Source organism: Streptomyces sp. V3I8, from assembly GCF_030817535.1.
Lineage (GTDB): Bacteria > Actinomycetota > Actinomycetes > Streptomycetales > Streptomycetaceae > Streptomyces.
The window spans coordinates 2,712,897-2,739,237 of record NZ_JAUSZL010000002.1 but is presented as its reverse complement, the minus strand read 5'-3'; the positions used below and the strand labels follow the sequence as shown (position 1 = coordinate 2,739,237).

General features: G+C 70.9%; 17 protein-coding genes and 1 pseudogene. 6 read left to right on the top strand and 12 right to left on the bottom strand.

Translation table 11 applies throughout. The features are described from left to right. Positions 1-26: 26 nt before the first annotated feature. Positions 27-1,904, bottom strand: coding sequence for a ricin-type beta-trefoil lectin domain protein (locus tag QFZ75_RS11920; protein WP_307536298.1), 1,878 nt, complete (start codon positions 1,902-1,904; stop codon positions 27-29). A gap of 296 nt (positions 1,905-2,200) precedes the next feature. Here QFZ75_RS11920 and QFZ75_RS11915 point away from each other — a divergent pair, with 296 nt between their 5' ends. After that, positions 2,201-5,224 carry a glycoside hydrolase family 3 N-terminal domain-containing protein gene (locus QFZ75_RS11915; protein WP_307536296.1) on the top strand — a complete coding sequence of 1,008 codons (3,024 nt, stop codon included), beginning with the start codon at positions 2,201-2,203 and terminating at the stop codon, positions 5,222-5,224. Between the two features lie 111 nt (positions 5,225-5,335). Then, complete coding sequence (locus QFZ75_RS11910; RefSeq protein WP_307536294.1) at positions 5,336-6,730, top strand: hypothetical protein; 1,395 nt, start codon at positions 5,336-5,338, stop codon at positions 6,728-6,730. A gap of 123 nt (positions 6,731-6,853) precedes the next feature. Here QFZ75_RS11910 and QFZ75_RS11905 read toward each other — a convergent pair whose 3' ends face one another. From QFZ75_RS11905 to QFZ75_RS11895, 3 genes are all read right to left on the bottom strand, one after another. Continuing rightward, positions 6,854-7,636 (bottom strand): serine protease, encoded by a 783-nt coding sequence (locus tag QFZ75_RS11905; RefSeq protein WP_307536293.1) that lies wholly within the window; start codon positions 7,634-7,636, stop codon positions 6,854-6,856. A gap of 237 nt (positions 7,637-7,873) precedes the next feature. Next, positions 7,874-8,368: an N-acetyltransferase gene (locus QFZ75_RS11900; protein WP_307536291.1), complete on the bottom strand. Its 495-nt coding sequence runs from the start codon at positions 8,366-8,368 to the stop codon at positions 7,874-7,876. Between the two features lie 662 nt (positions 8,369-9,030). Then, positions 9,031-9,645 (bottom strand): YceI family protein, encoded by a 615-nt coding sequence (locus QFZ75_RS11895; protein ID WP_307536288.1) that lies wholly within the window; start codon positions 9,643-9,645, stop codon positions 9,031-9,033. Between the two features lie 281 nt (positions 9,646-9,926). On the opposite strand from QFZ75_RS11895, the gene QFZ75_RS11890 reads away from it, so the two are divergent. From QFZ75_RS11890 to QFZ75_RS11875, 4 genes are all read left to right on the top strand, one after another. Beyond that, positions 9,927-10,445 carry a hypothetical protein gene (locus tag QFZ75_RS11890; RefSeq protein ID WP_307536285.1) on the top strand — a complete coding sequence of 173 codons (519 nt, stop codon included), beginning with the start codon at positions 9,927-9,929 and terminating at the stop codon, positions 10,443-10,445. A gap of 21 nt (positions 10,446-10,466) precedes the next feature. Further along, positions 10,467-12,863, top strand: a complete 2,397-nt coding sequence (locus QFZ75_RS11885; protein WP_307536283.1) for a polysaccharide lyase 8 family protein — start codon at positions 10,467-10,469, stop codon at positions 12,861-12,863. Positions 12,864-13,017: 154 nt separating this feature from the next. After that, the gene (locus QFZ75_RS11880) at positions 13,018-14,610 is read left to right on the top strand and encodes an acyl-CoA carboxylase subunit beta (RefSeq protein WP_307536281.1); all 1,593 of its coding nucleotides are present in this window, start codon (positions 13,018-13,020) and stop codon (positions 14,608-14,610) included. A 69-nt stretch (positions 14,611-14,679) separates the two neighbouring features. After that, a complete protein-coding gene (locus QFZ75_RS11875) occupies positions 14,680-14,874 on the top strand; it encodes an acyl-CoA carboxylase subunit epsilon (RefSeq protein WP_307536279.1) in 195 nt (64 codons plus the stop codon). A 258-nt stretch (positions 14,875-15,132) separates the two neighbouring features. On the opposite strand, the gene QFZ75_RS11870 is transcribed toward QFZ75_RS11875, so the two are convergent. From QFZ75_RS11870 to QFZ75_RS11835, 8 genes and pseudogenes are all read right to left on the bottom strand, one after another. Continuing rightward, positions 15,133-15,714, bottom strand: coding sequence for an ATP/GTP-binding protein (locus QFZ75_RS11870; protein ID WP_006375305.1), 582 nt, complete (start codon positions 15,712-15,714; stop codon positions 15,133-15,135). Then, entirely contained in the window at positions 15,695-16,270 is a 576-nt protein-coding gene (locus tag QFZ75_RS11865) for a DUF742 domain-containing protein (protein WP_307536277.1), read from the bottom strand. Before QFZ75_RS11865 ends, QFZ75_RS11870 begins: the two co-directional genes overlap by 20 nt. A gap of 92 nt (positions 16,271-16,362) precedes the next feature. Further along, positions 16,363-16,776 (bottom strand): roadblock/LC7 domain-containing protein, encoded by a 414-nt coding sequence (locus QFZ75_RS11860; protein ID WP_307536275.1) that lies wholly within the window; start codon positions 16,774-16,776, stop codon positions 16,363-16,365. Between the two features lie 10 nt (positions 16,777-16,786). After that, a pseudogene (locus tag QFZ75_RS11855) lies at positions 16,787-20,093 on the bottom strand (nitrate- and nitrite sensing domain-containing protein). Between the two features lie 374 nt (positions 20,094-20,467). Next, a complete protein-coding gene (locus QFZ75_RS11850; RefSeq protein WP_055520027.1) occupies positions 20,468-21,043 on the bottom strand; it encodes an ATP/GTP-binding protein in 576 nt (191 codons plus the stop codon). Then, positions 21,024-21,422 (bottom strand): DUF742 domain-containing protein, encoded by a 399-nt coding sequence (locus QFZ75_RS11845; RefSeq protein ID WP_055520025.1) that lies wholly within the window; start codon positions 21,420-21,422, stop codon positions 21,024-21,026. The genes QFZ75_RS11850 and QFZ75_RS11845 overlap by 20 nt, the downstream gene beginning before the upstream one ends. 102 nt (positions 21,423-21,524) lie before the next feature. Then, positions 21,525-21,938 carry a roadblock/LC7 domain-containing protein gene (locus QFZ75_RS11840; RefSeq protein WP_055520031.1) on the bottom strand — a complete coding sequence of 138 codons (414 nt, stop codon included), beginning with the start codon at positions 21,936-21,938 and terminating at the stop codon, positions 21,525-21,527. A gap of 9 nt (positions 21,939-21,947) precedes the next feature. Continuing rightward, positions 21,948-25,826 carry a nitrate- and nitrite sensing domain-containing protein gene (locus tag QFZ75_RS11835; protein WP_307536272.1) on the bottom strand — a complete coding sequence of 1,293 codons (3,879 nt, stop codon included), beginning with the start codon at positions 25,824-25,826 and terminating at the stop codon, positions 21,948-21,950. Between the last annotated feature and the right edge of the window lie 515 nt (positions 25,827-26,341).

The window sequence follows — 26,341 nt, the reverse complement described above, 5'->3', positions numbered from 1 at the left end:
ATCGGGGGGCGGGGCCCAGGGGACGGCTAGCGCAACTGCCACTTCTGGTTGGCGGCCCCCGTGCACGACCAGATCTGCGTCCGCGCGCCGTTCGCCGACGCGTTGTCACTCACGTCCAGGCACTTGTCCGCCGCCGCGTTCACGACGTCACCGGTGGACGCGTTGTACGACCACCGCTGCGCCCCCGACCCGTTGCAGTCGTAGAGCTGCACCTTCGCCCCGTCGGACACCGACGCCGACGTGACGTCGAGGCACTTGCCCAGCGCCCGCACCGACCCGTCCGCGCCGACCGTCCAGCTCTGCGCGGCCGAGCCGTTGCAGTCGTACAGCTGCACGGCCGACCCGTTCGCCGCCGAACCGCCCGCCACGTCCAGGCACTTGCCCGCCAGTCCCACGAACGCCCCCGACCGCTCCCCGCCGCCCGACTGCGCGCCGGACCAGGTGAAGGTCGCCGATGTCTTGCCGGGGAGCGAGTACGTGGCGTGCTGCGAACCCCAGTTGACGGTCACCGTCCTGGCCGCGGACGCGTCGTTGTACGCGATCAGCGCCTTCGACCCGTCCGGGTTGCGCCACGCCACGTTCGGCACGGAGGCGCTCGCCGTGGAGGCGATGCGACTGGCGCCGGGCCGCACGAACTTCGTCAGGTGGCCCATCGTGTAGTACTCGATCGTGTAGTCGACCTGCCCGTGCCGGGAGTCCCCGTTGTGCACGGTGACCAGCCCGTCGCAGGTGCCGCAGCCGCCGTTGTGCGGACCGCGGTTCTGGTCCACGGCCAGCGACCACTTGGTGACCGACTTCGCCCAGTTGCGGGTGTAGTCGATGATGTTGCCCATGTCCTCGCGCTGCTGGTTGGCGATCCAGGTGCCGCCGGAGTGCTCGGTGCCGAAGGCGTCCAGCTGCGGGTACTGGTTGTGCACCGTGGTCTGCTTGGCGACGTCGCCGCCGTAGCCGTGCCAGGCGATCCCGCCGAAGTTCGGGTGCGAGCGGACCGCCGCGTCGTCCACCGCCTGGGCGGCGTACGCGTCGTAGGTGTCCCAGTTCCAGTCGTGGGCCAGCACCTTCGTGGACAGGCCCGCGCCCTGCAGTTTGGGCAGCAGTTCACTCTTGGTGAAGTACGCGAGACCGGAGCCGTTCCAGCTCATCGAGGGGTAGCCGGAGCAGCAGGTCGGCTCGTTCTGGGCGCTGACGTAGTCGACGGGCACGCCCTGGTCGCGCCACGCCTGGAGGTACTTCACGAAGTAGTTCGCGTACGCCCCGTAGTTCTCGGCCTTCAGCCAGCCGCCGTTGAGCTGCCCGTTGTCCTTCATCCAGGCCGGCGCGGTCCACGGCGAGGCCATCAGGGTGAGGGCCGGGTTGAGCTGCCTGGCCTGTCTGGTCAGCGGCAGCACGTCCTCGAGGTCGTGCGCGATCGAGAACTCCGAGAGGTCGGCGTCGGTCTGCCCGGCCGGCACGTCGTCGTACGTGTAGCCGAAGCGGGCCAGGTCGGAGCCGCCCATCGGGTTGCGGACGAAGGACAGGCCGATGCCGTCGGCCGGCGAGAACAGCTTGCGCATGGTCGCGTCACGGGTCGCCTGGGAGAGGGCGCCGCTGCCGTCCATCAGCCAGGCCGCGGTGTCCGTGAAGGACGCGCCGCCGCCGGAGAAGGTCTGGTAGCGGGTGTTCTCGTCCACGGTGATGTTCTCGCCGGAGCCGCCGCTGCCGGCCTGGAACGCGAACGGGGTCTGCGCCTGCAGACCCCGCACGACGTGCCGGCCGCCGGAGTCGTCCGTCGTGGTCAGCCAGGCGGTGACCTGCTCGCCCGCGGCCTGGGCCGGCGAGGCGCCGACCGTGGTCAGACCGGCCGTCGTGAGCAGCCCGGCGAGGAGGAGCCGGGCCACCCGGAGGGGTCTTCTGGAGATGCCCATGGTGCGCCGCCCTTCTGGAAGGTGGGGGGATGGGGCGTGCGAGGCGTGAGTAAATGACGGCTTGGGGCCCGCGTCAAGAGGGTGCGCGTTCAGTTTCCGAACGGGCAACGTCCCTGATCCGGCCGTGACTTCGGCTCTGTACCGGCTTCGGTGTGAAGTCTTGACGGCCCGGCGGGGCATGAGTTAACTCACGGCGTGATTTAAGTCCTGCGAGGTCATGCCGTGCCAGGCGCACGCCATGGCGGCCCAGCACGACGTCACGTCATGACAGCTCTACGAGTGCTGAGGGAAGGTCCATGCGAAGAACCGCCCTGCTCGTCTCCGCCGCCCTGCTGACCGGTCTGCTGCCGTTCGCGGCCGCCGGTCCGGCTTCCGGAGCGGACGAACCCGCCCCCGTCCCCGTCGACAGCTTCGAGGGCGAGATCCCGTTCGCGAGCCCGCCCGCCGAGGGGATCTTCACCTGGGGCAGCGACACGGACGACCCGCCCGCGCTGGAACTCGCCGCCCGCGACGACGCCCCGCAGGGCGACAAGGTCCTCGCCGGTACGTACGAGATCAGCGGGTACGGAGGATTCACCCACGACTTCGCCTTCGCCGAACCGGCCCACGACTGGTCGGCGAGCAAAGGCATCCGCTTCTGGTGGGACGGCCGCGGCAACGGCAAGAAGGTGAACTTCGAGCTCAAGGACGGCGGCGCCAACGGCGAGGCCTCCGAGCTGTGGACGACCTCCTTCACCGACGACTTCACCGGCTGGAAACAGCTGGAGATCCCCTTCACCGACTTCACCTACCGTACGGACTACCAGCCCGTCGGCGGCATCGACCAGGTCCTCGGACTCACCGAGATGTGGGGCTACGCGCTCACCCTCCCGGTCGGCGTCAAGGACCGGTTCGCCATGGACGGCGTGGAGCTGTACGGCAAGGCGGACCAGGCGCTGCGGGCCAACGTCGTCACCGACGCCGCCGTGTACCCGGTGAAGGAGGGCCGCCCGGCCGCCGTGAAGGTCACGGTCGCCACCACCGGTTCCGCCCCGATCGAGGAGCCGGTCACCGTCGCGTACGAGACGGCGGGCGGCACCGGCGAGTCCGGCAAGGACTACGCGCCGGTCAAGGGCGAGCTGACCTTCCCGGCCGGCACCGCCTCCGGCACCTCGCGGACCGTCACGGTGGCGACCCTGCGCGACCGGGCGGACGAGAACGCCGAGACCGTCCCGCTGAAGCTGACGGTCACCGGCGCCAAGGCACCCGCCGAGAACCCGCAGATCGTCATCGACGCCCACGGGCTGCCGTACCTCGACGCGAAACTGCCGGTGAAGAAGCGGGTCGCCGACCTGGTCTCGCGGCTGTCCCCCGCCGAGAAGGCCGGCCAGATGACCCAGGCGGAGCGCGGCGCGCTCACCGCGCCGGGTGACATCGCCGCGTACGACCTCGGCTCGCTGCTCTCCGGCGGCGGCTCCACGCCGACCCCGAACACGCCCGAGGCCTGGGCGAAGATGATCGACGGCTTCCAGCTGCGGGCGCAGGCCACCCGCTTCCAGATCCCGCTCATCTACGGTGTGGACGCGGTGCACGGCCACAACAACCTCACCGGCGCCACGATCCTGCCGCACAACATCGGCATCGGCGCCTCGCGCGATCCCCGGGTCGCGTACGACGCCGGCAAGGTGACCGCCGCGGAGGTGCGGGCCACCGGCATCCCGTGGGACTTCGCGCCCTGCCTGTGCGTGGCGCGCGACGAGCGCTGGGGCCGGACCTACGAGTCGTTCGGCGAGGACCCGGCGCTCGTCGAGTCGATGGAGACCGTCATCCAGGGCCTCCAGGGCGCCGCCGACGGCAAGGACCTGAAGCGCGACGACAAGGTCCTCGCCACCGCCAAGCACTTCGTCGGTGACGGCGGCACGGAGTTCGGCTCGTCCACGACCGGCTCGTACACGATCGACCAGGGCGTCACCAAGGTCACCCGGCAGGAGCTGGAGGCCGTCCACCTGGCCCCGTACCAGGACGCGGTGGACCGGGGCATCGGCACGTTCATGCCCTCGTACTCCTCGCTGGACATCCTCGGCGACTCCGAGGGCCCGGTGAAGATGCACGCCAACGCGGCGATGATCAACGGCGTCCTCAAGGACCGCATGGGCTTCGACGGCTTCGTCATCAGCGACTGGCAGGCCATCGACCAGATCCCCGGCGACTACGCGAGCGACGTCCGTACGTCCGTCAACGCGGGCCTGGACATGATCATGGTCCCGTACGCGTACAAGGACTTCCACGCCACCCTCCTCGACGAGGTGCGGGCCGGGCGCGTGAGCGAGAAGCGGATCGACGACGCCGTGTCGCGCATCCTCACGCAGAAGTTCCGGCTGGGCCTCTTCGAGAAGCCGTACGCCGACACGAGCGGGGCCTCGAAGATCGGCTCCGCCGAGCACCGGGCCGTGGCCCGCAGGGCCGCCGCCGAGTCGCAGGTCCTGCTGAAGAACGCGGGCGGGGTGCTGCCGCTGAAGAAGTCGCAGAAGGTGTACGTCGCCGGGTCCAACGCCGACGACATCGGCAACCAGAGCGGTGGCTGGACCGTCACCTGGCAGGGCTCGTCCGGGGACATCACCGACGGGACGACGGTCCTGGAGGGCATCCGCAAGGCCGGCGGCAGCTCGGTCACGTACTCGAAGGACGCGTCGGCACCGACCGGCGGGCACGACGTGGGTGTCGTGGTCGTCGGCGAGACCCCGTACGCGGAAGGCATCGGCGATGTGGGCAACGGACACGACCTGGCCCTCTCCGCCGCCGACCGGGCCGCCGTCGACACGGTGTGCGGTGCCATGAAGTGCGCGGTCCTGGTCGTCTCGGGACGGCCGCAGCTCGTCGGCGACCAGCTCGGCGACATCGACGCGCTGGTCGCGTCCTGGCTGCCGGGCACCGAGGGCGACGGGGTCGCGGACGTGCTTTACGGGAAGCGGGCCTTCACCGGTCAACTGCCCGTGACCTGGCCGAAGTCCGAGGCGCAGTTGCCGATCAACGTCGGCGACGCGTCGTACGACCCGCAGTTCCCGTACGGGTGGGGGCTGACCACGCTCACCAAGGTGCCGTCGGGTGGCAAGGCCACGTTGAAGGCCCTGGCCGTCGCGGCCGCGCTGGCCGAGCGGGCCGGGTCCGAGGAGGCCGGGCGCGCGATCGTCGGCAAGGCGCGGCTGCTCGTCCAGCAGAAGGTCGGGCAGGGGATCACTCCGGCTGTCGCCAAGCCCTTCGCCGACGCGGATCACCTGCTGCTCACGGGGCGCTATGCGCGGGCGGTGGAGAAGCTGACCGCTGCGTACACGGCTGCCTGAACATCCACCGGGCCTGGAGACGTCGTTCGTCTGCGGGCCCGGTGGGGGCTTGCCGCGCAGTTCCCCGCGCCCCTGAAAGCAGGCGGGCGGGGGCTGGAGTAACTTCGAGGTATGAAAGGCGTACTGGTACGAGGGCTGGCCGTCCTGCTGATCGCGTTCACCGGGACGGTGGTGTCCGGTGCCGGGGCTTCGCAGGCCCGGGCCGCCTCGGACGTGTCGACCGTGGCGGACGCCCTGCGCGAGCATCCCGTGTACGTCGATCCGTCCATGACCCGGGTCCTGTCCGACGCCGACGCCGACGCCCTGGCCGCGAAGATCGAGAAGGCGGACAAGCCGGTGTTCGTCGCCGTCCTCCCCGGGGACTTCCCCACCGAGAACCTCTTCCGGGACCTGCGCACCGACACCGGCATCACGGGCCTGTACGCGATCCGGCTCGGTACCCGCTTCGACGCGAAGGCCGACTCCTCCGTCCTGTCGAACGCCGCCGTGCGCAACCTGGTGAGCAGCGTCCGGGGCGAGGACGCGAAGACCCAGCTGAACGACTTCACGGACCGGGCCCTCGCCAACGTCGGCGGCTCCGCGCCCAGCGGCTGGGACGGCGGCGGTGGCGCCGTCGACACGGGCGCGCTGATCGGCGCCGGCGCGGTGGTCGTGGTGGGCGGCGCCGGCGCGTACGCCCTCGTGCGGCGCAACCGCCGCAGGCGGGAGGCGGAGCAGCGGGCCGCGCTGGAGCGGCTGCGCGTCGTCGTGGACGAGGACATCACCGCCTTCGGCGAGGAACTCGACCGGCTCGACTTCCATCCCGCGGAGGCCGGCGCGGACGACGCGATGCGCGCCGACTACGAGCGCTCCCTCGACGCCTACGACAAGGCCAAGACCTTCATGGGCGCGGCCACCCGCCCCGAGGACGTGCGCGCCGTCACCGAGGCCCTGGAGGACGGACGCTTCTCCCTCGCCGTGCTCGCCGCGCGCCGCGAGGGCCGGCCCGTTCCCGAGCGCCGGGCGCCTTGCTTCTTCGACCCGCGCCACGGGCCCTCGGTCGCCGACGCCACCTGGACGCCGGCGGGCGGCGCGCCGCGTGAGGTGCCCGTCTGCGCCGCCGACCGGGTCCGGCTGGCGGAGGGCACCGACCCCGCCGTGCGCGAGGTCGACACGGAGTACGGGCGGCGGCCCTACTGGGACGCGGGTCCGGCGTACGGCCCCTGGGCGGGCGGCTACTTCGGCGGGGGCATCCTGCCCGGCCTCCTCGTCGGCACGATGCTCGGCTCGATGATGACCGGCCCGGCGTACGCGGCCGGCTACGGCGGCGGCTACGGCTACGGTTCCGGGGACTTCGGCGGCGGAGGCGGCGGGTACGAGGGCGGGGACGTGTCCGGTGCCGACTTCAATCCCGACGACTTCGGCGGAGGCTTCGGCGGCGGTGACGTCGGGGGCGGCGGGGACTTCGGAGGTGGCGGGGACTTCGGAGGCGGCGGCGGAGGCGGTGACTTCGGCGGAGGCTTCTGACGCCCCGACCGCCGGCGGGACCTCCGCACACGTCCACGGGCCCGGCGCGACATGGCGCCGGGCCCGCGTGCGGCGTACCGCGTGGTCCGGAGATTCAGAGACCGGAGATTCAGAGACCGGAGATCAGAGAGTGGCCGCCGCCGAGGCGATGGCGGAGGCGAAGGTCGAGACCTCGCTGTAGACGCCGGGCGCGTTGGCGCGGGCGCAGCCTATGCCCCAGCTGACGATGCCGACCTGGATCCAGGCGTTGGCGCTGTCCTTGCGGAACATCGGGCCGCCGGAGTCGCCCTGACAGGTGTCCGTGCCGCCGGCGGCGTAACCGGCACAGATCTCGTCACTCGCGACGAGCCCGCTGTAGCCGCTGTACGTGCGGCAGGTGGCGTCGCTGACGAACGGCACGCTCGCCTTGAGCATGTAGCGCTGCTGGGCGCCGCCCTCGCTGGCCGAACCCCAGCCGGCGATGGTGAAGGTGCCGGAGTTGTACGCCGTGGTCGTCGCGATCTTCAGCGTGGGCAGGTTGACGGGCTGGGCGAGCTTGATGAGCGCCCAGTCCTTGCCGTTGCCGTTGTAGCCGGGGGCCCGGTAGACCTTGGTGGACTTGACCTGGACCCGGCCGGAGGTGGACTGGAGGTCCACGACACCGGCGGTCGCGGTGATGCTCGTGTTGTTGCCGGTGGCGCCCACGCAGTGCGCGGCGGTGAGCACGATCTGCTGGGTGTAGAGCGCGCCGCCGCAGCCCATGGAGAGCCGGACCATGAACGGGAACTCGCCCTGCGCGGCGCGGGTGCCGCCGACGACGGGCGCCGGGGCGGCCTGCGCGGTGGAGAGGGGCTGGAGGCTCATGACCGCGAGGGCCGCGACGCCGGCGACCGCGCATCTCTTGAGCGCCTTGAGGAGGTTCTTCAACGTGATGCCTTCCGTGGGGGGTGGAAGTGACAGGCTCATGTCACATCGAACGAGAAGAAGACGTGTGCTGACTGGCATGAGCCGGTCAATTTCTGTTGAGGGATTATGGGAACGCTGTGAGCGCCGCCACAAGGGGTGGGAACAGGCCGGTCCTATCCGGTCAGCCGGGCCCCGTACGGGCCTCCAGGACGCGCAGGCCCGTACGGGGCGCGCGGGCGGTGCGCCCGCCGTCCGCGGTCAGGGCCGGTCCGGCAGGGCCAGCCACTCCTTCCACGACAGGTCCCGTCCGACGAACCGGGGCTGCTCGAACGGCCACGCCTCGGCGGTCCACCGCGGCACGAAGGCGTCCAGGTCCCGCTCCAGCGGGGTCCCCACCCGGTCGTCGACGACCCACCAGGAGATCTCGGCGTCGGCGCCGGCCTTCTCCGGCGGATCGATGTAGACGCACCCGTACTCGGCGCTCTCCGCCTCGTCGAACAGCACGTAGTTGAAGGACTCGTGCGCCTCGATCTCGGCCGCGTGCCGTTCCAGGTCCGCCCGGTTGGCCTCGTACGTGATGGTGGCGGCGGGCCAGCCCCAGGCCTCCCCGAAGATCGACCAGAGCCGCTCCCGCGACCCCATCACCGCCGGGTAGTCGATCGCGGCGTCCGCCCCGCTGATCGGCCGCAGGTGGTACCCGCCAGGCACGTCGACGCGCAGCGGATGGACGAAGTCAGCGGGCAGCCATGTCATGCCGGGAGGCTAACGCGCGGCCCGCCGGCCCCGCACGGATATATCCGCACGGCCCCCGGGGCCGGCCACCGGCTCCCTCCCGCGCGCGTACCGCTCACCGGCGGCGTGCCACCAGCCGGGCGGCGAGGGCCCGTCGACGCGGGAGGCCGGCTGTCCGGGATGCAGTCCGAGCCGCCACAGGGCGTCCGCCGCCACGTGCACGAGGAACCAACCGCGGGGCCGCCCGCCCTCGTCCCGCCCGCAGGCGAGGTCCCACCGCACCTCGTCCGCGACGACGAACGGCATCCGGTCGATCCCGCGTTCCCGCAGTCAACCCCGCACGGCGGCAAGGGGCTGCGGGCGGCCGGCCCGCCGCGTTTTCGTACGCGGCGATCCTGATCCATGCGTGCGCATCGCGGCCGTTCAGGCGGTCCACGACGCCGGATTCATACGGTCCATGACGCCGGACCTCATGACGACCGGAACGGCGACCGGCCGGGAACCCGTCGCCCCGGACGACCGGCGGCGGCGCCGACGCGGGCCCGGGGCGCGACCGGTCGGACCCGCCCGCACCCGCCTCTACCCACCCGTGCCCGCACAGCCGAGCGCCCGCCGTCCGCTCGCTGGGAGCCGGAGGGCGGGCGCGCTCGACCGGGTGGACACGGGGCGGAACCCGTCCCGGATCAGGCGGCGTTCTTGATCGCCGAGATGTCGAAGGTCAGCTTGATCTTGTCGGAGACGAGCACGCCACCGGTCTCCAGCGCCGCGTTCCAGGTGAGGCCCCAGTCGGAGCGCAGGATCTCGGCCTTGCCCTCGAAGCCGACGCGCTCGTTGCCGAACGGGTCCTTCGCGGCGCCGTTGAACTCCAGGTCTATGGAGAGCGGCTTCGTCGTGCCGAGGATCGTCAGGTCGCCGGTGATGCGGTAGTCGTCGCCGCCGAGGGCCTCCGTCGCGGTGGAGCGGAAGGTCATCGCGGGGAACTCCTCCGTCCTGAAGAAGTCCGCGCTCTTCAGATGGCCGTCACGGTCGGCGGAACCGGTGCTGATGCTGTCCATCGTGACGTCGATGGTCGCCGTCGACAGCGCCGGGTTCGCGCCGTCCAGATGCAGGCTGCCGGTGAACTCCTCGAAGCCGCCCTTGACGTTCGTCACCATGGCGTGGCGCGCGACGAAACCGATCGTCGAGTGGGCCGGGTCGATCGTGTAGTCGCCGGTGAGGGCGGCCAGGTCCGGGCTCACGGCGGCGGGCGCCGCGGTGGTGGTGGTGTCGTTCGTGTCCTTGCGGCCGAAGATGCCCATGACTAGCTCCTTGGGGGACGAGCCCCGGCCCTGTGCCGAAGCTGTTTAACTTTCAACTAGGGCGACCATAGACCTATTCCCTACGGGTTTCAACTGTGCCCGCGACGTGTTGTCCTGATTACGCCAAGTTGTCATTGGTCTACTCCTAAGGTCGTCCGCCGGACCCCTGGTGGACACGTGTAGACCTCGGGCACCATCGCCTTGCTCCGCCTGCACCGCCGTCCGAATCCCCCAGCCGGCACGCCCGTCGCCGGCACGGTCATCCGCAGGAAAGGCCCCGCATGAAGCTCCGCTCCGCCCTGAGCGCCCTCACCCTCCTCCTCGCCGCACCCGCCGCCGTCGTGCTCGGCGGCGCCACGGGAGCCGCCGCCGCGCCCGACGCGGCCGCCGTCACGAAGATCAGCCACGCCACCGCGACCTCGATGTTCAGCCGGTCAGGCATCACCTGGTCGTCCTCCGGCGGCTGCTCGGACCGCAACACCCCCACCTGTACGTCCTTCACACAGCTCAACCTGGCCACCGCCCAGGGCGCCCAGACGCTGAAGAGCGCCACCGGCTGCGCGCTCAACATCACCGGCGGCACCGAGACCGGCCACGCGAGCGGCACCTACTCCCACTGGAACGGCTACAAGCTCGACTACGCCAAGAGCACCTGCGTCACGAACTACGTCAAGAACACGTTCACCTACATCGGCGTGCGCGGCGACGGGGCCCCGCAGTACCAGTCCGGGTCGGGCAACATCTACGCGGACGAGGGCAACCACTGGGACGTCCTGTACTACAACTGCGGCGGCTGCTAGGGCAGCCGGGAGACCCAGGAGATGACTCCCACCCGCCGTACGTTCCTGCTGGCGGCGGCGCTCACCACGGGCGCCCCGCTCCTCGCGACCACCGCCGCCGCACACGCCACCGCCCACGCGGCGGACGACGACCCGTACGACACCCTCCGCCGCCGCTGGCTGGAGATCGCCCTCGGCGCCGGCTACGACCCGGCGGCCCAGCCGTACGCCGACCGCCTCGCCGAGACCGGCGAGCTGGCCCGGGGCTTCGGGGCGTCCATGGCGCCGACGGCGGACTCGCTGTGGCCCGGCCACCCGTACGACCCGCCGGCCGGTATCACCCAGAGTTACGGCAGGCTATGGACGATGACGCAGGCGTACGTCCAGGAGGGCACCGGGTCCACCGGTGACGCCGGGCTGCTCGCGGACGTCCTGCGCGGCCTGGACCACCTCTCGGCGACCGTCTACCACCCCGCCACCACCCGCTACGGCAACTGGTGGGAGTGGCAGATCGGCAGTCCGCGCCTCCTCATGGACATCGTGGCCACCCTGTACGGCCGCCTCACCCAGGCGCAGGTCTCCGCGGCCTGCGCCGCCGTCGACCACTTCGTCCCGGACAGCATGCTCGGCGACTACACCGGCACCTCGACCGGCGCCAACCGCGTCGACCTGTGCCGCTCCGTCGCCCTGCGCGGCATCCTCGGCCGCGCCCCGGAGAAGATCGCCCTCGCCCGGGACGCGCTCTCGCCGGTCTTCCCGTACGTCACGAAGGGCGACGGGCTCTACGCCGACGGGTCGTTCGTCCAGCACACCTGGGTCGCGTACTCGGGGACGTACGGGCAGGTCATGCTCGATGGGCTCGGCCGGCTCTTCGCGCTGCTCGCCGGGTCGCCGTGGGAGGTGACCGACCCCGGCAGACAGATCGTCCTCGACAGCGTGGAGAAGGCCTACGCGCCGCTGATCCACGACGGGCTGATGATGGACAGCGTCAACGGCCGTGCGATCAGCCGGGGTTACCTGAAGAGCGACGACCGGCAGATCATGCGCGGCGACCACTTCCACGGCCAGGCGCTGATCGCCGCGATCGCGCTCCTCGCCCAGGGTGCGAGCGCGCCGGAGCGTGAGCGCTGGCAGGGGCGGATCAAGGGCTGGATCGAGCGGGACACCGTCACCCCAATCCTGACGGCCCGGCAGTTCGGCGTGGCCGACCTGGCCCGGCTGCACGCCGTCGCCGGCTCGGCCCTGCCGGCCGCCCCCGAGCCGCCCGGCCACCACCTCTTCGCCGCCATGGACCGGGCCGTCCACCGTGGTTCAGGCACCGGCACAGGCACCGGCACCGGTTCCGGTACCGGTTCCAGGGGAGACTCCAGGGCCGGCTTCACCGCGAACATCGCCATGGCGAGCGAGCGGATCGCGCACTACGAGTGCGGCAACGGCGAGAACCCGCGCGGCTGGCACACCGGCGCCGGAATGCTCTACTGGTGGGCCGGACGGCGCCGCTCCGACCAGTACACCGACTGGTTCTGGCCGACCGTCGACTGGTACCGGCTCCCCGGCACGACCGTGTCCACCAAGCGGCTCGCGGACCGGGCGGGCGGCGAGTGGGGCGAGCCGAAGCCCGCGGTGCGCTGGGTCGGCGGCACGACCGACGGACGGTACGCGGCTGTCGGGCAGCACCTGTCGGGTCTCGGCTCGACCCTGCAGGCCCGCAAGTCGTGGTTCTGCCTCGACGACGCGATCGTCTGCCTCGGGGCGGGGATCACCGCCACGGACGGCGTCCCGGTCGAGACGATCGTCGACAACAGGAACCTGGGGGAGGGCGGCACCCAGACCTTCGTACGCGGCCCCGGCTGGGCCCATCTGGAGGGCCACGGAGGCTGGGTGGTCCTCGACGGGGCGACCGTGCGCACCCTCCGGGAGGACCGCACCGGCGCCTGGTCCGACATCAACACCACCAGTTCCGCCGAACGCCGCACCCGCCGCTGGCAGACGCTCTGGCTGGACCACGGCACCGACCCGGTGGACGCCACGTACGCCTACGCCGTGCTGCCCGGCGCCTCGCGCCGTACGGCCGCCGCCCGTGCCGCCGGCCGGCACCGGTGGTCGGTCCTGGCCAACGACTCCGGCCGCCAGGCCGTGTCCGTGCCGGCCCTGGGACTGCTCGCGGCCAACTTCTGGCGGCCGGAGACGGCCGGCCCGCTCACCGCCACGGCCGCCGCGAGCGTGCTCGTACGCCGCCGGGACCGCACCGCCACGGTCCACGTGAGTGAACCGCCGCGCACCGGAGAGGCCCTGGAGGTCGTCTGGGACCAGCCCGTGCGCAGGGTCCTGCGGGCCGCACCGGGCGTCGAGGTGCTCGCCACCGGCCGCCGGCTGAGGCTGCGCGTCACTCCGGGGAAGGCATGTGAGACGCTCGGATGTGAGGTGGCTCTCAGCTGACCGTCTTGTCCGACCTCTACAAGCCCCGGCCCTCCTGAGCAGTCGGATCGCCTGCACACGGCCGGGGTTATGTTCGGTGCTACCAGTAAAACGGTCTGGAGACTGTACGGAGTCGACGGACCCGTTTCCTTGGTGGACTTCGTAAGGTCGCTACATGACCGTTTTGGACGAGACCGAATCCTCGACCGGCGAGCCCGCCGACTCCCGCGGGCGTGTGGCCGAGCTGCAGGCGATCCGTGCGGAAGCCCTTCGCGGACCCAGTGACAAGGCGACCGCGGCGCAGCACGCCAAGGGCAAGCTGACCTCGCGGGAGCGGATCGAGCTGCTGCTGGACGAGGGCTCGTTCAACGAGGTCGAGCAGTTGCGCCGGCACCGGGCGACCGGCTTCGGTCTGGAGGCCAAGCGGCCGTACACCGACGGTGTCGTGACCGGCTGGGGCACGGTCGAGGGCCGCACGGTCTTCGTGTACGCGCACGACTTCCGGATCTTCGGCGGCGCGCTGGGCGAGGCCCACGCCACGAAGATCCACAAGATCATGGACATGGCCATCGCGGCCGGGGCGCCGCTGGTGTCCCTCAACGACGGCGCGGGCGCCCGCATCCAGGAGGGCGTCTCCGCGCTCGCCGGCTACGGCGGCATCTTCCAGCGCAACACCCGCGCCTCCGGCGTCATCCCGCAGATCTCGGTGATGCTCGGCCCGTGCGCGGGCGGCGCGGCCTACAGCCCCGCGCTGACCGACTTCGTCTTCATGGTCCGCGAGACCTCGCAGATGTTCATCACCGGCCCCGACGTCGTCAAGGCGGTCACCGGCGAGGAGATCACCCAGAACGGCCTCGGCGGCGCCGACGTCCACGCCGAGACGAGCGGCGTGGCGCACTTCGCGTACGACGACGAGGAGACCTGCATCGCGGAGGTCCGCTACCTGCTGTCGATGCTGCCGCAGAACAACCGCGAGAACCCGCCGGTCGCGCACACCGACGACGAGCCGGACCGCCGCTCGGACGTGTTCCTGGACCTCGTGCCCGCGGACGGCAGCCGCCCGTACGACATGACCAAGGTCATCGAGGAGCTCGTCGACGACGGCGACTACCTGGAGATCCACGAGCGCTGGGCCCGCAACATCATCTGCGCCCTGGCGCGGCTCGACGGCCAGGTCGTCGGCATCGTCGCCAACCAGCCGCAGGCCCTGGCGGGCGTCCTGGACATCGAGGCGTCGGAGAAAGCTGCGCGCTTCGTCCAGATGTGCGACGCTTTCAATATCCCGATCGTGACGCTGCTGGACGTACCGGGCTTCCTGCCCGGTGTCGACCAGGAGCACGGCGGAATCATCCGCCACGGCGCCAAACTGCTCTACGCCTACTGCAACGCCACCGTGCCACGGATCTCCCTGATCCTGCGCAAGGCCTACGGGGGCGCGTACATCGTCATGGACAGCCAGTCCATCGGCGCCGACCTCACCTACGCCTGGCCCACCAACGAGATCGCCGTGATGGGCGCCGAGGGCGCCGCCAACGTCATCTTCCGCCGCCAGATCGCGGACGCGGACGACTCCGAGGCGATGCGCGTGCGCATGGTCAAGGAGTACAAGTCCGAGCTGATGCACCCCTACTACGCGGCCGAGCGCGGCCTGGTCGACGACGTCATCGACCCCGCGGAGACCCGCGAGATCCTGATCCGGTCCCTGGCGATGCTCCGCACGAAGCACGCGGACCTGCCGTCGCGCAAGCACGGCAACCCGCCGCAGTAGCCGCAGCCGTCATACGGCGGACCCGTCACGGCAACCCCACGTACCCCTCTCTCCCGGAGACTGACACCTATGGACATGCCCGACATCCGCGTCGAGAAGGGCCAGGCCGGTCCCGAGGAGGTCGCCGCGGTCACGGCGATCCTGCTGGCCCGCGCCGCCGCCGCCCCGACGGACGCCGCCCCGGCCCACCGTGGCCGCGCCCGCGCCGGCTGGCGCCGCCTGGAGCGCGAGCCCGGCTTCCGCGCCCCGCACAGCTGGCGCTGAGCCCTTTGGAAGGGCCCCCTCCTTCTGGGAGGGGGCCCTTCCGTATGCCCTCGTCCGCGGCCGGGTGGGGGCCGTTCGCGCAGTTCCCCGCGCCCCTGAAGCAGGGCCGACGAGCGCCCGGGGTCTTTTAGGGGCGCGGGGAACTGCGCGGCAAGCCCCCACCGGGCCGCAGCCGACGATGTACGCGGCATGAGGCACGGAAAAGGGGCCCCTCTCCGAGAGAGGGGCCCCTTTTCCAGAGCCGGGCGGCGCCGCAGGCTACCGCAGGCGCGCCATCAGCGCGTGCTCCACCAGCGTGATGAGCGCCGACTTCGCGTCCGCCCGGTGCCGCGCGTCCGTCGTGATGATCGGCGTGTCGGGGCCGATCTGCAGCGCCTCCCGGACCTCGTCCGGGTTGTACGGCTGGCTGCCGTCGAAGCCGTTGAGGGCGATGACGAACGGCAGCCCGCTGTTCTCGAAGTAGTCGACCGCGGGGAAGCAGTCGGCGAGCCGACGCGTGTCGACGAGCACGATCGCGCCGATCGCGCCGCGCACCAGGTCGTCCCACATGAACCAGAAGCGGTCCTGACCCGGCGTACCGAAGAGGTACAGGATCAGGTCCTGGTCCAGGGTGATACGGCCGAAGTCCATGGCCACCGTCGTGGTGGTTTTGTCCCCGGTGTGGGTGAGGTCGTCGATGCCCGCCGAAGCGGACGTCATCACGGCCTCGGTACGCAGCGGGTTGATCTCCGAGACGGCCCCGACGAACGTGGTCTTGCCCACGCCGAAGCCACCCGCCACCACGATTTTCGCGGATGTGGTGGAGCGGGAAGGCCCTCCGCTAGAGCTTGCGAAGTCCACTGAGCACCCTTTCGAGCAAAGTCACGTCTGGCTGACCGCCGGCGCTCTCGTCGCCGCCGGGCTGATGGATGGCGACCAGGCCCGCTTCCGCCAAGTCGGCGACGAGGATTCTGGCCACACCGAGAGGGATCGTCAGCAGGGCCGAGATCTCGGCCACCGACTTGATCTCCCGGCAGAGGTTGCAGATCCGCTGATGCTCGGGCAACTGCCCCTGCATCTGATGCGGCTGCGCGGTGGTGTGCACCAGTGCCTCGATGGCGAGCTGGTACCGCGGCCTGGTACGGCCGCCCGTCATCGCGTAGGGACGTACCAGCGGATTGCCGGCGCTCCCCGCGGGAGACGGTTCGGGCGAGCGCCGCTGCGGCTGCACGGGCTGGATGCGCGGTGCCTGCGGCTGGTCGTAAGGAGAAGGGCCCGGACCCTGGGGAGAGTACGGCTGCTGGCGTCGGGGGCTCGGCGCGGAGGGGAAGTTGTACCGGTTCGGCGAACCGTCGCCGCCCTGGCCCTGGCCGTAGGACCAGTTGCCCGAAGACGAACCGCCTGGGGGTGTCGCCACTTTCTCCTCCTCCGTATGTGCCGGGCCCATCAATATGGAGCCGCGTCCCGAAACCTTACGGGCACGGGACGTCAAAACGTATCGGTTGTCTGTTAGTTGAGAAGGCTCCCCTGGAGCTCGGCACGCAGATCCGGCGTGAGGACGGTACCGGCACGGTCGACCAGAAGGGCCATCTCGTACCCGACGAGACCGATGTCCGCTTCCGGATGTGCGAGAACCGCGAGCGAGGAACCGTCGGAGATGGACATGAGGAAGAGGAATCCCCGCTCCATCTCCACAACCGTCTGATTCACCTGCCCGCCCTCGAAGATGCGGGACGCGCCCGCGGTCAGTGAGGTCAGGCCCGACGCGACGGCCGCCAGCTGGTCGGCACGGTCACGCGGGAACCCTTCGGACATCGCCAGAAGGAGTCCGTCGGCGGAGACCACCACCGTGTGCGACACCCCTGGGGTGTTGTCCACGAAATTGGTGATCAACCAGTTCAGGTTCTGTGCCGCCTGGCTCATCGGGCTCACACTAACGCTCCTGGTTGTAGGTGCTGTCAGGGCCGAGGCCCTGACCGTTCGTATCGCTGCCTGCGTTGCGTCCCCGCTGAACGCCCTTGCGCAGCTTGCTCAGCCTGCCCCGGACGTCCTCGGGAGCGCGGGAGACCTGGGGGCCTCCCTGTGGGGTCGATTCCGCGGTGCCCTCGACCAGATTGGCCTTGGGCACGCGCCGCGGCAGGCCGGAGGGGGTGACCCCGCCCGCCTTGGGCTGCTTCAGCGCTTCGGCCCGGTGCCACATCTGGTCGTTGTTCGACCGCCAGTCGCCCTTGCCGGTACCGCTGCCGCCGCCGTTCGTGCTGTTGTCGTTGTTCGCGAAGGGTGCCGGTGACGCCTGGCCCCCGGACTGCGGGCCGCCCGCGGTGGCTCCGCGGCGGGGGAGTCCGGCGTCGGTGGTTCCGCGGCGCGGAAGCCCGGCGTCGGTCAGCTCGGGGGCCGCTGGAGGGAACCGGTCCCGGAACATCGAAGCCTACGCGGTCCTGCTCGGCCACGTCAGCGGCCTGTGCGGACTCCGCTTCGGGAGCGTACTCGGTCGAATAGCCGTTCTGGTACGTGTTCTGCTGCGGCCAGTCGTCCTGGTAGGACTGCTGCTCGAAGGGCGTGAACCCGTCCTGCCCGGCGGCCTGGACCGGCTGCTGACCCTCCTGGACCGGCTCCGCGTAGGGCTGGTCCTGGTGGATCCCGGTCCCGGCCTGCGGGAAGTACGTCTCGTCGTACGGCGTCTGCTGCTGGCCCTCGTACGGCGTCTGCTGGTCGTACGCGGGAGCCTCGGTGTACGCGGCGGGCGCGCCGTCGAACGCGGCCTGGCCGTTCTCGTACGTCTGGGCGCCGCTGTCGTAGGCCTGCTGGGGGTCGAACTCGCCCTGGAAGGACGGGGCCTCGGCCTCGCCGTCCTGGGTCTGGGCCTCCAGCGCCGCGCGGCGCTCCTCACGGACCAGCGAGCGGCCCACCGGGTCCAGCTCACGTATGTCGTCCGGTACCTCGGGGTTGTAGCGGCTGTCGTCGAAGCCCAGTTCGGCGGCCGTCCGCAGGGGCGGCGGCTGGACGCTCTGGAACTGCTCGCCGCCCTGGAACGGCTGCTGCTGCGGCGGCTGCTGCTGTTGCTCGTGCTCCGGCATGATCTGCGAGACCGTGAAGTCGTCGCGCGGCGTCTGGTGGTCGCCGCCACCGCCGTGGGTGATCGCGTCGGGGAGCATGACGAGCGAGGTGGTGCCGGCCTGCTCGCCCGAGGGGCGCAGCTGGACGCGGATGCCGTGCCGTTCGGACAACCGGCCGACCACGAAGAGGCCCATGCGCTGCGAGATCGCGGCGTCCACGGTCGGCGGGTTGGCCAGCTTGTGGTTGATGTCCGCGAAGTCCTCGGCGGTGAGGCCGATGCCCTTGTCGTGGATCTCGACCATGATGCGGCCGTCCGGCAGCCGGGTCGCGGTGACGCGGACCTTGGTCTGCGGGGAGGAGAACGTGGTGGCGTTCTCCAGCAGCTCGGCGAGCAGGTGCACGAGGTCGGTCACGGCGCGGCCGTGGATCTCGGCCTCCGGGACACCGGACAGCTCGACGCGCTCGTACTGCTCCACCTCGGAGGAGGCGGCGCGCAGCACGTCGACCAGCGGGACCGGCTGGTCCCAGCGGCGGCCCGGCTCCTCACCGGCGAGGACCAGGAGGTTCTCGCCGTTGCGGCGCATACGGGTCGCGAGGTGGTCCAGCCGGAAGAGGCTCTCCAGCTGGTCCGGATCGGCCTCGTTGTTCTCCAGGTCGGTGATCAGGGTCAGCTGGCCCTCGATCAGCGACTGGTTGCGGCGCGACAGGTTGGTGAAGATCGCGTTGATGTTGCCCCGCAGCAGGGCCTGCTCGGCGGCGAGCCGGACGGCCTCACGGTGGACCTGGTCGAAGGCGCGGGCGACCTCGCCGATCTCGTCCGTGGTGGTGATCGGGATGGGCTGGACCCGGGTGTCCACGCGGCCCGGGTCGGTGCGCGAGAGCTGGTCGACCAGCATCGGCAGGCGCTGTTCGGCGACACCGAAGGCCGCGTTGCGCAGCTGGCGCATCGCGCGGCTCATCTGGCGGGCCACCATGCCGGCCAGGATGAAGGCGGCGAGCAGGGCGACGACGACGGCGGCACCGGTGATGAAGGCGTCACGCTTGGCGTCGGAGGCGATGGTCGAGGCCTCGGCCACGGCCTTGTCCGCGAGGTCCGCCTCGATGGTGCGGTAGGCGTTGTACTTGGCGGTGTTGACCGCCCACCAGTTCTCGGCCGTGACACCCCGGCCGGCGAGCGCGACCCGGGCACTGGCGTCGGTCGACGCGAGGGTGCCGAGACCGCTGACCATCGCGGTGGGGTTGGACGGCGGCGGGACGTAGGTCTGGTCGTTGGCCTCGGCGGCCGCGGCCGCCTCCTTGGCCTGCGCGGCGCCCTCGGTCTCGATCCGCTTCTTCGCCTCGTCGAGCTTGGCGGCGTCCGCCTCGGTGCCACCGCCGATGTACTCCTCGACGGCGATGCCCTCGAGGTAGGCGTAGGAGGTGAGGGCGACCCGCTGCTTGCCCAGGCTCTCGTCGGACGGGCCCGGCTTGATCAGCAGGTGCATGCCGATGGAGCGCTGGAGCGAGAGGGCGGCCTTGGAGAGGGAGATCGCGTAGACCGTACGGCCGTAGCTGGTGATGTTTCCGGTACCCAGACCGAGTTCGTTGGCGAACTCCATCAGCGGGTGCTGGATCTCGACGTAGCCCTCTTCGGTCTCCACGCCCTTGAGCTTCGTGGTGTACGCGGCCTGGCGCAGCGCGGCGAGCTTGGGCTCCTGCTGGCGGAAGATGCCGAGGCGGCGTTCGAGGCCGGCCTTCGCGGGCATGCTCTTGACCGCCTCGTTGAAGGCGGCGGCGGCGGTGTCGGTCTCGCGGCGGGCCTTGACGACGGTCGCGTCCTTGTCACCGTCGCCCTGCAGCAGGGGAGCGGCCGTGATGTCGCGCTCGGAGTACAGCTTGTCGCCGTAGGTCAGGGCGGCGCGGACCAGGCGCGCGGTGTTCTGCGCGTCCTCGGCCTCCTGCCAGGTGTCGATCGAGCTCTTCACCTGGAAGCCGCCCATGACGAGGCCGACGACCACGGGTATGAGCAGGATCGCGTTCAGCCTGGTCGGTACACGCCAGTTGCGCGGGGAGAAACGGCCGCCGCTGGGCGGGGGTGGGGCCGTCGGCTCCGAGCCGGGCACATGTGCGGGTACCGCTCCGCGCGGCGGCGGGGTGAAGTTGCCCCGTGCCGACGGCTCGGGACCGTTCTTGCTTCGCCTCACTCGACCAACAACCTCTCGGCTCGGCACCTGCGTCGTGCCGGGTATGTCTTCCGGCCCTTACTACTGGGCAGTTCTGGCATTCCAGCACGTCAGTATGGGCTCTTCCAAACACTCGGAACTCAAGATTCCGGGTGACGTGGGCCGCAGATAAAACGGTCATAAAGAACGAGCCCCGCCAAAAGGCGGGGCTTTTGTTTGCACAGCGGCACCAGGCGACCGCGACGCGTGGCCGCGCCACGCGATATCTCTGTCGAAACGTTATGAACACCGGGGCCGGTCGTGTCAAAGGACACCACCGGCTCCGGTACGGCTACGACAACTTCGGTACGGCTGTGCCGACTTGATCGCCGGGACATCGTCCCTCCAGGCGGGCCCTACCGCAGGCGCGCCATCAGCGCGTGCTCGACCAGGGTGATCAGCGCGCTCTTGGCGTCCGAACGGTGGCGGGCGTCCGTGGTGATGATCGGGGCGTCGGGCCCGATCTGCAATGCCTCGCGGACCTCTTCGGGAGTGTAGGGCTGGTGTCCGTCGAAGCCGTTGAGGGCGATGACGAACGGCAGCCCGCTGTTCTCGAAGTAGTCGACCGCGGGGAAGCAGTCGGCGAGCCTGCGGGTGTCGACCAGGACGACGGCGCCGATCGCGCCGCGCACGAGGTCGTCCCACATGAACCAGAAGCGGTCCTGACCCGGCGTACCGAAGAGGTACAGGATCAGGTCCTGGTCCAGGGTGATGCGGCCGAAGTCCATGGCGACGGTGGTCGTCGTCTTGTCCCCGGTGTGGGTGAGGTCGTCGATGCCGGCCGAGGCGGACGTCATCACGGCCTCGGTGCGCAGCGGGTTGATCTCGGAGACGGCACCCACGAACGTGGTCTTGCCGACGCCGAAGCCACCCGCCACAACGATCTTCGCGGAGGTGGTCGCCCGCCCTCCGTCAGAGCTTGCGAAGTCCACTGAGCACCCTTTCGAGCAGTGTCACGGCCGGGGCGCCACCATTGCTTTCGTCGCCACCCGGCTGGTGGATCGCGACGAGTCCGGCCTCCGCGAGGTCCGCGACGAGAATACGTGCCACACCCAGGGGCATGGACAACAGGGCCGAGACCTCGGCCACCGACTTGACTTCACGGCAGAGGTGGCAGATCCGCTGGTGCTCGGGGAGCAGCCCCATGAGCGCTGCCGGATCGGCCGTCGTGCTGATCAGTGCCTCTATGGCGAGCTGGTAGCGCGGCCGGGTCCGGCCGCCGGTCATCGCGTACGGACGTACCAGCGGCTGGTCGCCCTCGTCCTCGTACGAATGTGCGTACGGATCATGAGAGGCGGTGGGCGGGGTCATGGATCCTCCGGGCGGGACAGCAAGTCGGTCAGTCGTGCCGTCTGACGGGGCCGGTGGGGGGAGGGCGGCCGGACGGTTTTTCCTGTTTTCTGTGGAACCTTGCTAGTGGAGCAGGCTGCCCTGGAGCTCCGCCCGCAGATCCGGTGTGAGCACGGCGCCCGCACGGTCCACGAGCAGAGCCATCTCGTACCCGACGAGGCCGATGTCGCAGTCCGGGTGGGAGAGGACCGCGAGGGACGACCCGTCCGAGATGGACATCAGGAACAGGAATCCCCGTTCCATCTCGACGACGGTCTGGGCCACCGTGCCGCCCTCGAAGATGCGCGAGGCACCGGCGGTCAGGGACGTGAGTCCGGAGGCGACGGCCGCGAGCTGGTCGGCGCGGTCGCGCGGGAAGCCCTCGGACATCGCCAGAAGGAGTCCGTCGGCGGAAACGACGACGGTGTGGGACACCCCGGGGGTGTTGTCAACGAAGTTGGTGATCAACCAGTTGAGGTTCTGTGCCGCCTGGCTCATCTGGCTCAACTAACGCTCCTGCTGGTGAGTGGGGCTGGGGAAGCTGCCGGTCTGGCCGGTACCGGCCTGGCGACCCTGCTGAATGCCCCTGCGAAGATTGGTCAGCCGGCCGCGTACGTCATCGGGCGCACGCGAGACCTGCGGACCGGTTTGGTGCTGTTGCTGCTGAGCCGTCCCGGCGACGAGGTTCGCGCGGGGAACCCGGCGCGGCAGACCCGAGACGGTCACGCCACCCGCGGAGGGCTGGCGCACCTTCTCGGCCTGACGGCCGAGTTCGTCATTGGGGGTGGACCGCCATGAGGAGGCGGCAGCGGCGGCGGGTGCCGGACGCTGGGGCTGGGGTGCCGCGGGAGCCTGTGCGGGCGCCGCCTGCGGGACCTGCTCGTTCTGGGCGCCGTCGCCGCCCTGCGCCTGGTTGAACCAGTTGGTTTCCAGGGTGTCGTACAGCGGCGTGCGCCCGTCACCGGGATTCGTCGCCGGCGGCAGCTCCCAGCCGTCGTTCGGCCCGCGGACCTCGTCGGGCCGCTGCGGGGCACCGCCGGCCGCCGGCTCCTGCGGGAGCGCGGGGCGGCGGCGCTGCGGGCGCTGCTGCGGACGGCTGCCGCCCGTGGGCCGCTCGAACTGCCCGGTCCCACCGCCGTTCTGCCGCTCGCCGTAGCCCTGCGCCGGGAACTGACCGGTGTCCTGCCTGCCCTGGCCCTGGCTCTGACCCTGGTCCTGCGCCTGGTACTGGCCGTGGGAACCGTTGTCGTAGCCGTTGGGGGCGTACTGCGCCGGGTCCTGGCGGTCGTACGGGGCGGGGTCCTGGCGGTTGTACTGCCCGCCGTGCTGCGGGCTCTGCCCCGCGCCGGCGGAGTTCGGCGTGCCGAACACGTCCGGGCGGACGAACTGACCGCCCTGCTGCCCGTCACCCTGCTGCCCGCCGCCCTGCTGCACACCCGTGCCGGGGAACGGGGCGTCGTAGTCGGGGCGCTGGAACTCGGCGGTGGAGGCGGGCCCGTGCTGCCGGTCGTCGATCCTCGGCATCTGCGAGGTGACGTCCGGCTCCTCGTGGCCGCGCATCGCGTCCGGCGCGGACCGCGGCACCGGCGGCTGGGCGTTGTCGTCGCTCCAGCTCGGCACGCGCGGCTGCGGGTTGCCGCCCGGCAGCTCGGCGCGCGGACCGCCGCGGGGCGGCAGCTGCGAAGACTGCTGCTGGGGACGGCGGCCCTGCTCGCCGTTGCCGGCGGGCCGCTGCTGGGACTGCGGCGGGGACCCGGGACGGCGGTTGGCGCCCGTGCTGTCCTGGCGCTGGCCGCCGAACAGGTCCTGGCGGCCGGAGTCGTTGCCGAAGCCGTTGAAGCTCTGCGGAGCACCCGCGCCGGCCGGGGCCGGCCTGTTCTGCGGGGGCTGCTGCGGCTGCTGGGGGGCCTGCGGGTTGCGGCCGCCACCGGGCGCGCCCTGGTTGCCCGGGAAGCCGTTGCCCGCGTCGGGCCTGGGGAGCGCGGCGCGCGGGGCGCTGCCGGCTCCGACCTGGCCGCGCTGCGGCGGCGGGTTCAGTCCGTTGCCGTTGCCGCCGGCCGGACCGCCCGCGCCGAGGGCGGGGCCGCTGCCGGCACCGCCGCGGCGGGCCGCCGCGACACCGGCCGCGGCCTGCGCCGCCGCCGGTCCGGTGACCCCGGGGGCACCCTGGCCCTGCTTGTTGCCCGGAACCTTCTTGCCGCCCTGGGCGACGTCGACCGGCAGCATGACCAGCGCGGTCGTACCACCGGAGTCGGACGGGCGCAGCTGGATGCGGATGCCGTGGCGCTGGGACAGCCGGCCGACCACGAACAGACCCATGCGGCGGGAGACCGAGACGTCCACGGTGGGCGGCGAGGCGAGCCGCTCGTTGATCGCCGCGAGGTCCTCGGGCGAGAGGCCGATGCCGGTGTCGTGGATCTCGATCAGGACGCGGCCGTCGGGCAGCGCGTGACCGGTGACCTTGACCTTGGTCTGCGGGGAGGAGAACGAGGTGGCGTTCTCCAGCAGCTCGGCGAGCAGGTGCACGAGGTCGTTGACCACGCGTCCGGCGACCTCGGTGGTCGGCACGGAGGAGAGTTCGATGCGCTCGTACTGCTCCACCTCGGAGGCGGCGGCGCGCAGCACGTCGACCAGCGGGACCGGACGGGTCCAGCGGCGGCCGGGCTCCTCACCGGCGAGGACCAGGAGGTTCTCACCGTTACGGCGCATGCGGGTCGCGAGGTGGTCGAGCTTGAACAGCGAGGACAGCTGGTCCGGGTCGGCCTCGCGGGACTCCAGTTCGGAGATGAGCGAGAGCTGACGCTGGATGAGGCCCTGGGAGCGGCGCGAGAGGTTGGTGAACATCGCGTTGACGTTGCCTCGCAGCAAGGCCTGCTCGGCGGCCAGTCGGACCGCCTCGCGGTGCACGTCGTCGAAGGCCGCGGCGACCTGGCCGATCTCGTCCCGGGAGTGCACACCGACCGACTCGACGGACGTGTCGACGTCCTGCGGGTCGGACTCGGAGAGCTGCTTGACCAGCTCGGGCAGGCGGTCCTGGGCGACCTTCGTCGCGGTGTCCTGCAGCCGGCGCAGCGAGCGGATCATCGAGCGGGCCACCACGAAGGCGCCGACGAGCGAGACACCGAGCACCAGCAGGATCAGCGCACCGGAGAGGATGGCCTCCTGCTCGGCCTCGTTGCGCAGCTCACGGGCCTTCTGCTCCATCTGGTTGAGGAGCGTGAGCTCGATCTTCGACATCTCCTGGTACCTGGCGGAGTCGGCGTCCACCCAGTCCAGGTACGAGCGCTTGGCCCGCGCCTCCAGGCCGTTGTTGCGCTGGAGCACACGCTGGAGGTAGCCGTCCGCGTCCTTGATGGTCGGGCTCGGGTCGTCGAGGGGCTTGGTGAGCTCGCCCACCTTGCCCTCGTAGATGCTCGCGAAGCTGCTGAGCTCGAAGCCCTGGTTCTCGAAGGCGGAGAGGCCGTACTGCCGGTCGTTCGGGGAGAGCTCACCGAACGTCTTGTCCGTGGGGGGCAGGGCCGCCGCGATGATCGCGCGCTGCATCGACGCGTACTCCTTGGCGGAGGAGAAGGCCGCCAGGGCGCGCGTGCGCTGGATCATTTCCGGGTTGCTGGTCGCCTCGGCCATGTCCTGGGAGAGACCGAGCAGCTGCTCGATGAGCCGGTGGTACGCCTCGACCGACTGGGAGGAGTTCTCCTTCTCCTGGAAGGCGCTGTTGCGGACGTCGCTGAGACCGGTCAGCTGGGTGGCGATGGCCACCACGTTGTCCCGGACGCCGTCGAGGTTCTCGTTGTCGCCCTGGTCGTCGAGCTCGTGGGTGCCTTCCAGGAAGGCGGCACGCTCACGGTCCGTCTTGTCGCGCAGGCCCTTGATGGCGACGTCGCTGGCCTTGCCGCCGTTGGCGAGCGGACCGGCGGACTTGTCGCGCTCCTCCTGGAGCGCGGAGGCGAGCTCGGTCGCCTGCTTGGTCATGTCGGTCAGCAGCTTCATGTTCTCGAGCTGCTGGATCTCGTCCATGGTGTCGCTGATGCGCAGGGCGCCCAGCGAGGTGGCCGCGACCACGGGCAGCGCGAGCAGCGAGACCAGGCGCGTGGAGATGCGCCAGTTCCGCAGGGCTATGCGCGGGCCGGGGCCGGTGGGGCCCTTCGCCTTCGGGGGAGCGACGGGCGGGGTGCCGGGAGCACCGTTCGCCGCGTCGGGACCGTTCTTGCCCTGGGCGCCCTTGGGCGCGCCGGGGCGTGCTGAACGGTCGGCACTGTTGCCGGCCTGCGCCGGTCCCGGGTTCTGGGCGTGCTGGGGCGAGGAGCCGACTGCCCGGGGGCCAGTCCCGCCTTGCGGCTCCGGCTCCGCCGAAGCGCTGCCATCCCTCTTGAAACGTCCCTGCACTAGCGTCGCAACCTCTGGACCAGGCGCCCCTCCGCGTGAACGGCGGGACGGTGTCGGCGTCTTGGGAACGCCCTGAACGCGCTCCCATGGTGGTCGTGAGTGACCGGCGCAGGTTCCCCCTTGTCCCGCCGCCACTCGGCGCTGAGTTGCGCCCCTGCGCGCCGGGTCGTTCCTGCGGCGGTCCGAGGAATTTCAGCACAGTGCCGGATCTCCAACAAGGGCCATGGGCCATGCTGTGACCTCCGTGACAGCTTGTGAGGGGAGCGTCACGAGGCGTGGGAAGTCACCTCATCAATAACGGACACATGGGGACGAGACCTTCATGGGCAAGCGGTGTCCCAGTCGCCATGATCAGGAGCGGAATGATGCCTTCCGTAAGGTAATGCCCGTTTTGACCCCCGACATCAAGGGCCTGAATTGACCGGTTTGCCTGGCAGTAAGTGAGGAAACTCACATGACGATCACGTCGTCTTCACAGCTTCGACGGGGAATCCCATGTTTAGCCTGACGCTTTA

Bases quoted from the DNA above. Each gene is read 5' to 3' on its own strand.
- QFZ75_RS11920 (WP_307536298.1), bottom strand. From the start codon at position 1,904: ATGGGCATCTCCAGAAGACCCCTCCGGGTGGCCCGGCTCCTCCTCGCC.
- QFZ75_RS11915 (WP_307536296.1), top strand. From the start codon at position 2,201: ATGCGAAGAACCGCCCTGCTCGTCTCCGCCGCCCTGCTGACCGGTCTG.
- QFZ75_RS11910 (WP_307536294.1), top strand. From the start codon at position 5,336: ATGAAAGGCGTACTGGTACGAGGGCTGGCCGTCCTGCTGATCGCGTTC.
- QFZ75_RS11900 (WP_307536291.1), bottom strand. From the start codon at position 8,368: ATGACATGGCTGCCCGCTGACTTCGTCCATCCGCTGCGCGTCGACGTG.
- QFZ75_RS11895 (WP_307536288.1), bottom strand. From the start codon at position 9,645: ATGGGCATCTTCGGCCGCAAGGACACGAACGACACCACCACCACCGCG.
- QFZ75_RS11890 (WP_307536285.1), top strand. From the start codon at position 9,927: ATGAAGCTCCGCTCCGCCCTGAGCGCCCTCACCCTCCTCCTCGCCGCA.
- QFZ75_RS11885 (WP_307536283.1), top strand. From the start codon at position 10,467: ATGACTCCCACCCGCCGTACGTTCCTGCTGGCGGCGGCGCTCACCACG.
- QFZ75_RS11880 (WP_307536281.1), top strand. From the start codon at position 13,018: ATGACCGTTTTGGACGAGACCGAATCCTCGACCGGCGAGCCCGCCGAC.
- QFZ75_RS11875 (WP_307536279.1), top strand. From the start codon at position 14,680: ATGGACATGCCCGACATCCGCGTCGAGAAGGGCCAGGCCGGTCCCGAG.
- QFZ75_RS11860 (WP_307536275.1), bottom strand. From the start codon at position 16,776: ATGAGCCAGGCGGCACAGAACCTGAACTGGTTGATCACCAATTTCGTG.
- QFZ75_RS11845 (WP_055520025.1), bottom strand. From the start codon at position 21,422: ATGACCCCGCCCACCGCCTCTCATGATCCGTACGCACATTCGTACGAG.
- QFZ75_RS11840 (WP_055520031.1), bottom strand. From the start codon at position 21,938: ATGAGCCAGGCGGCACAGAACCTCAACTGGTTGATCACCAACTTCGTT.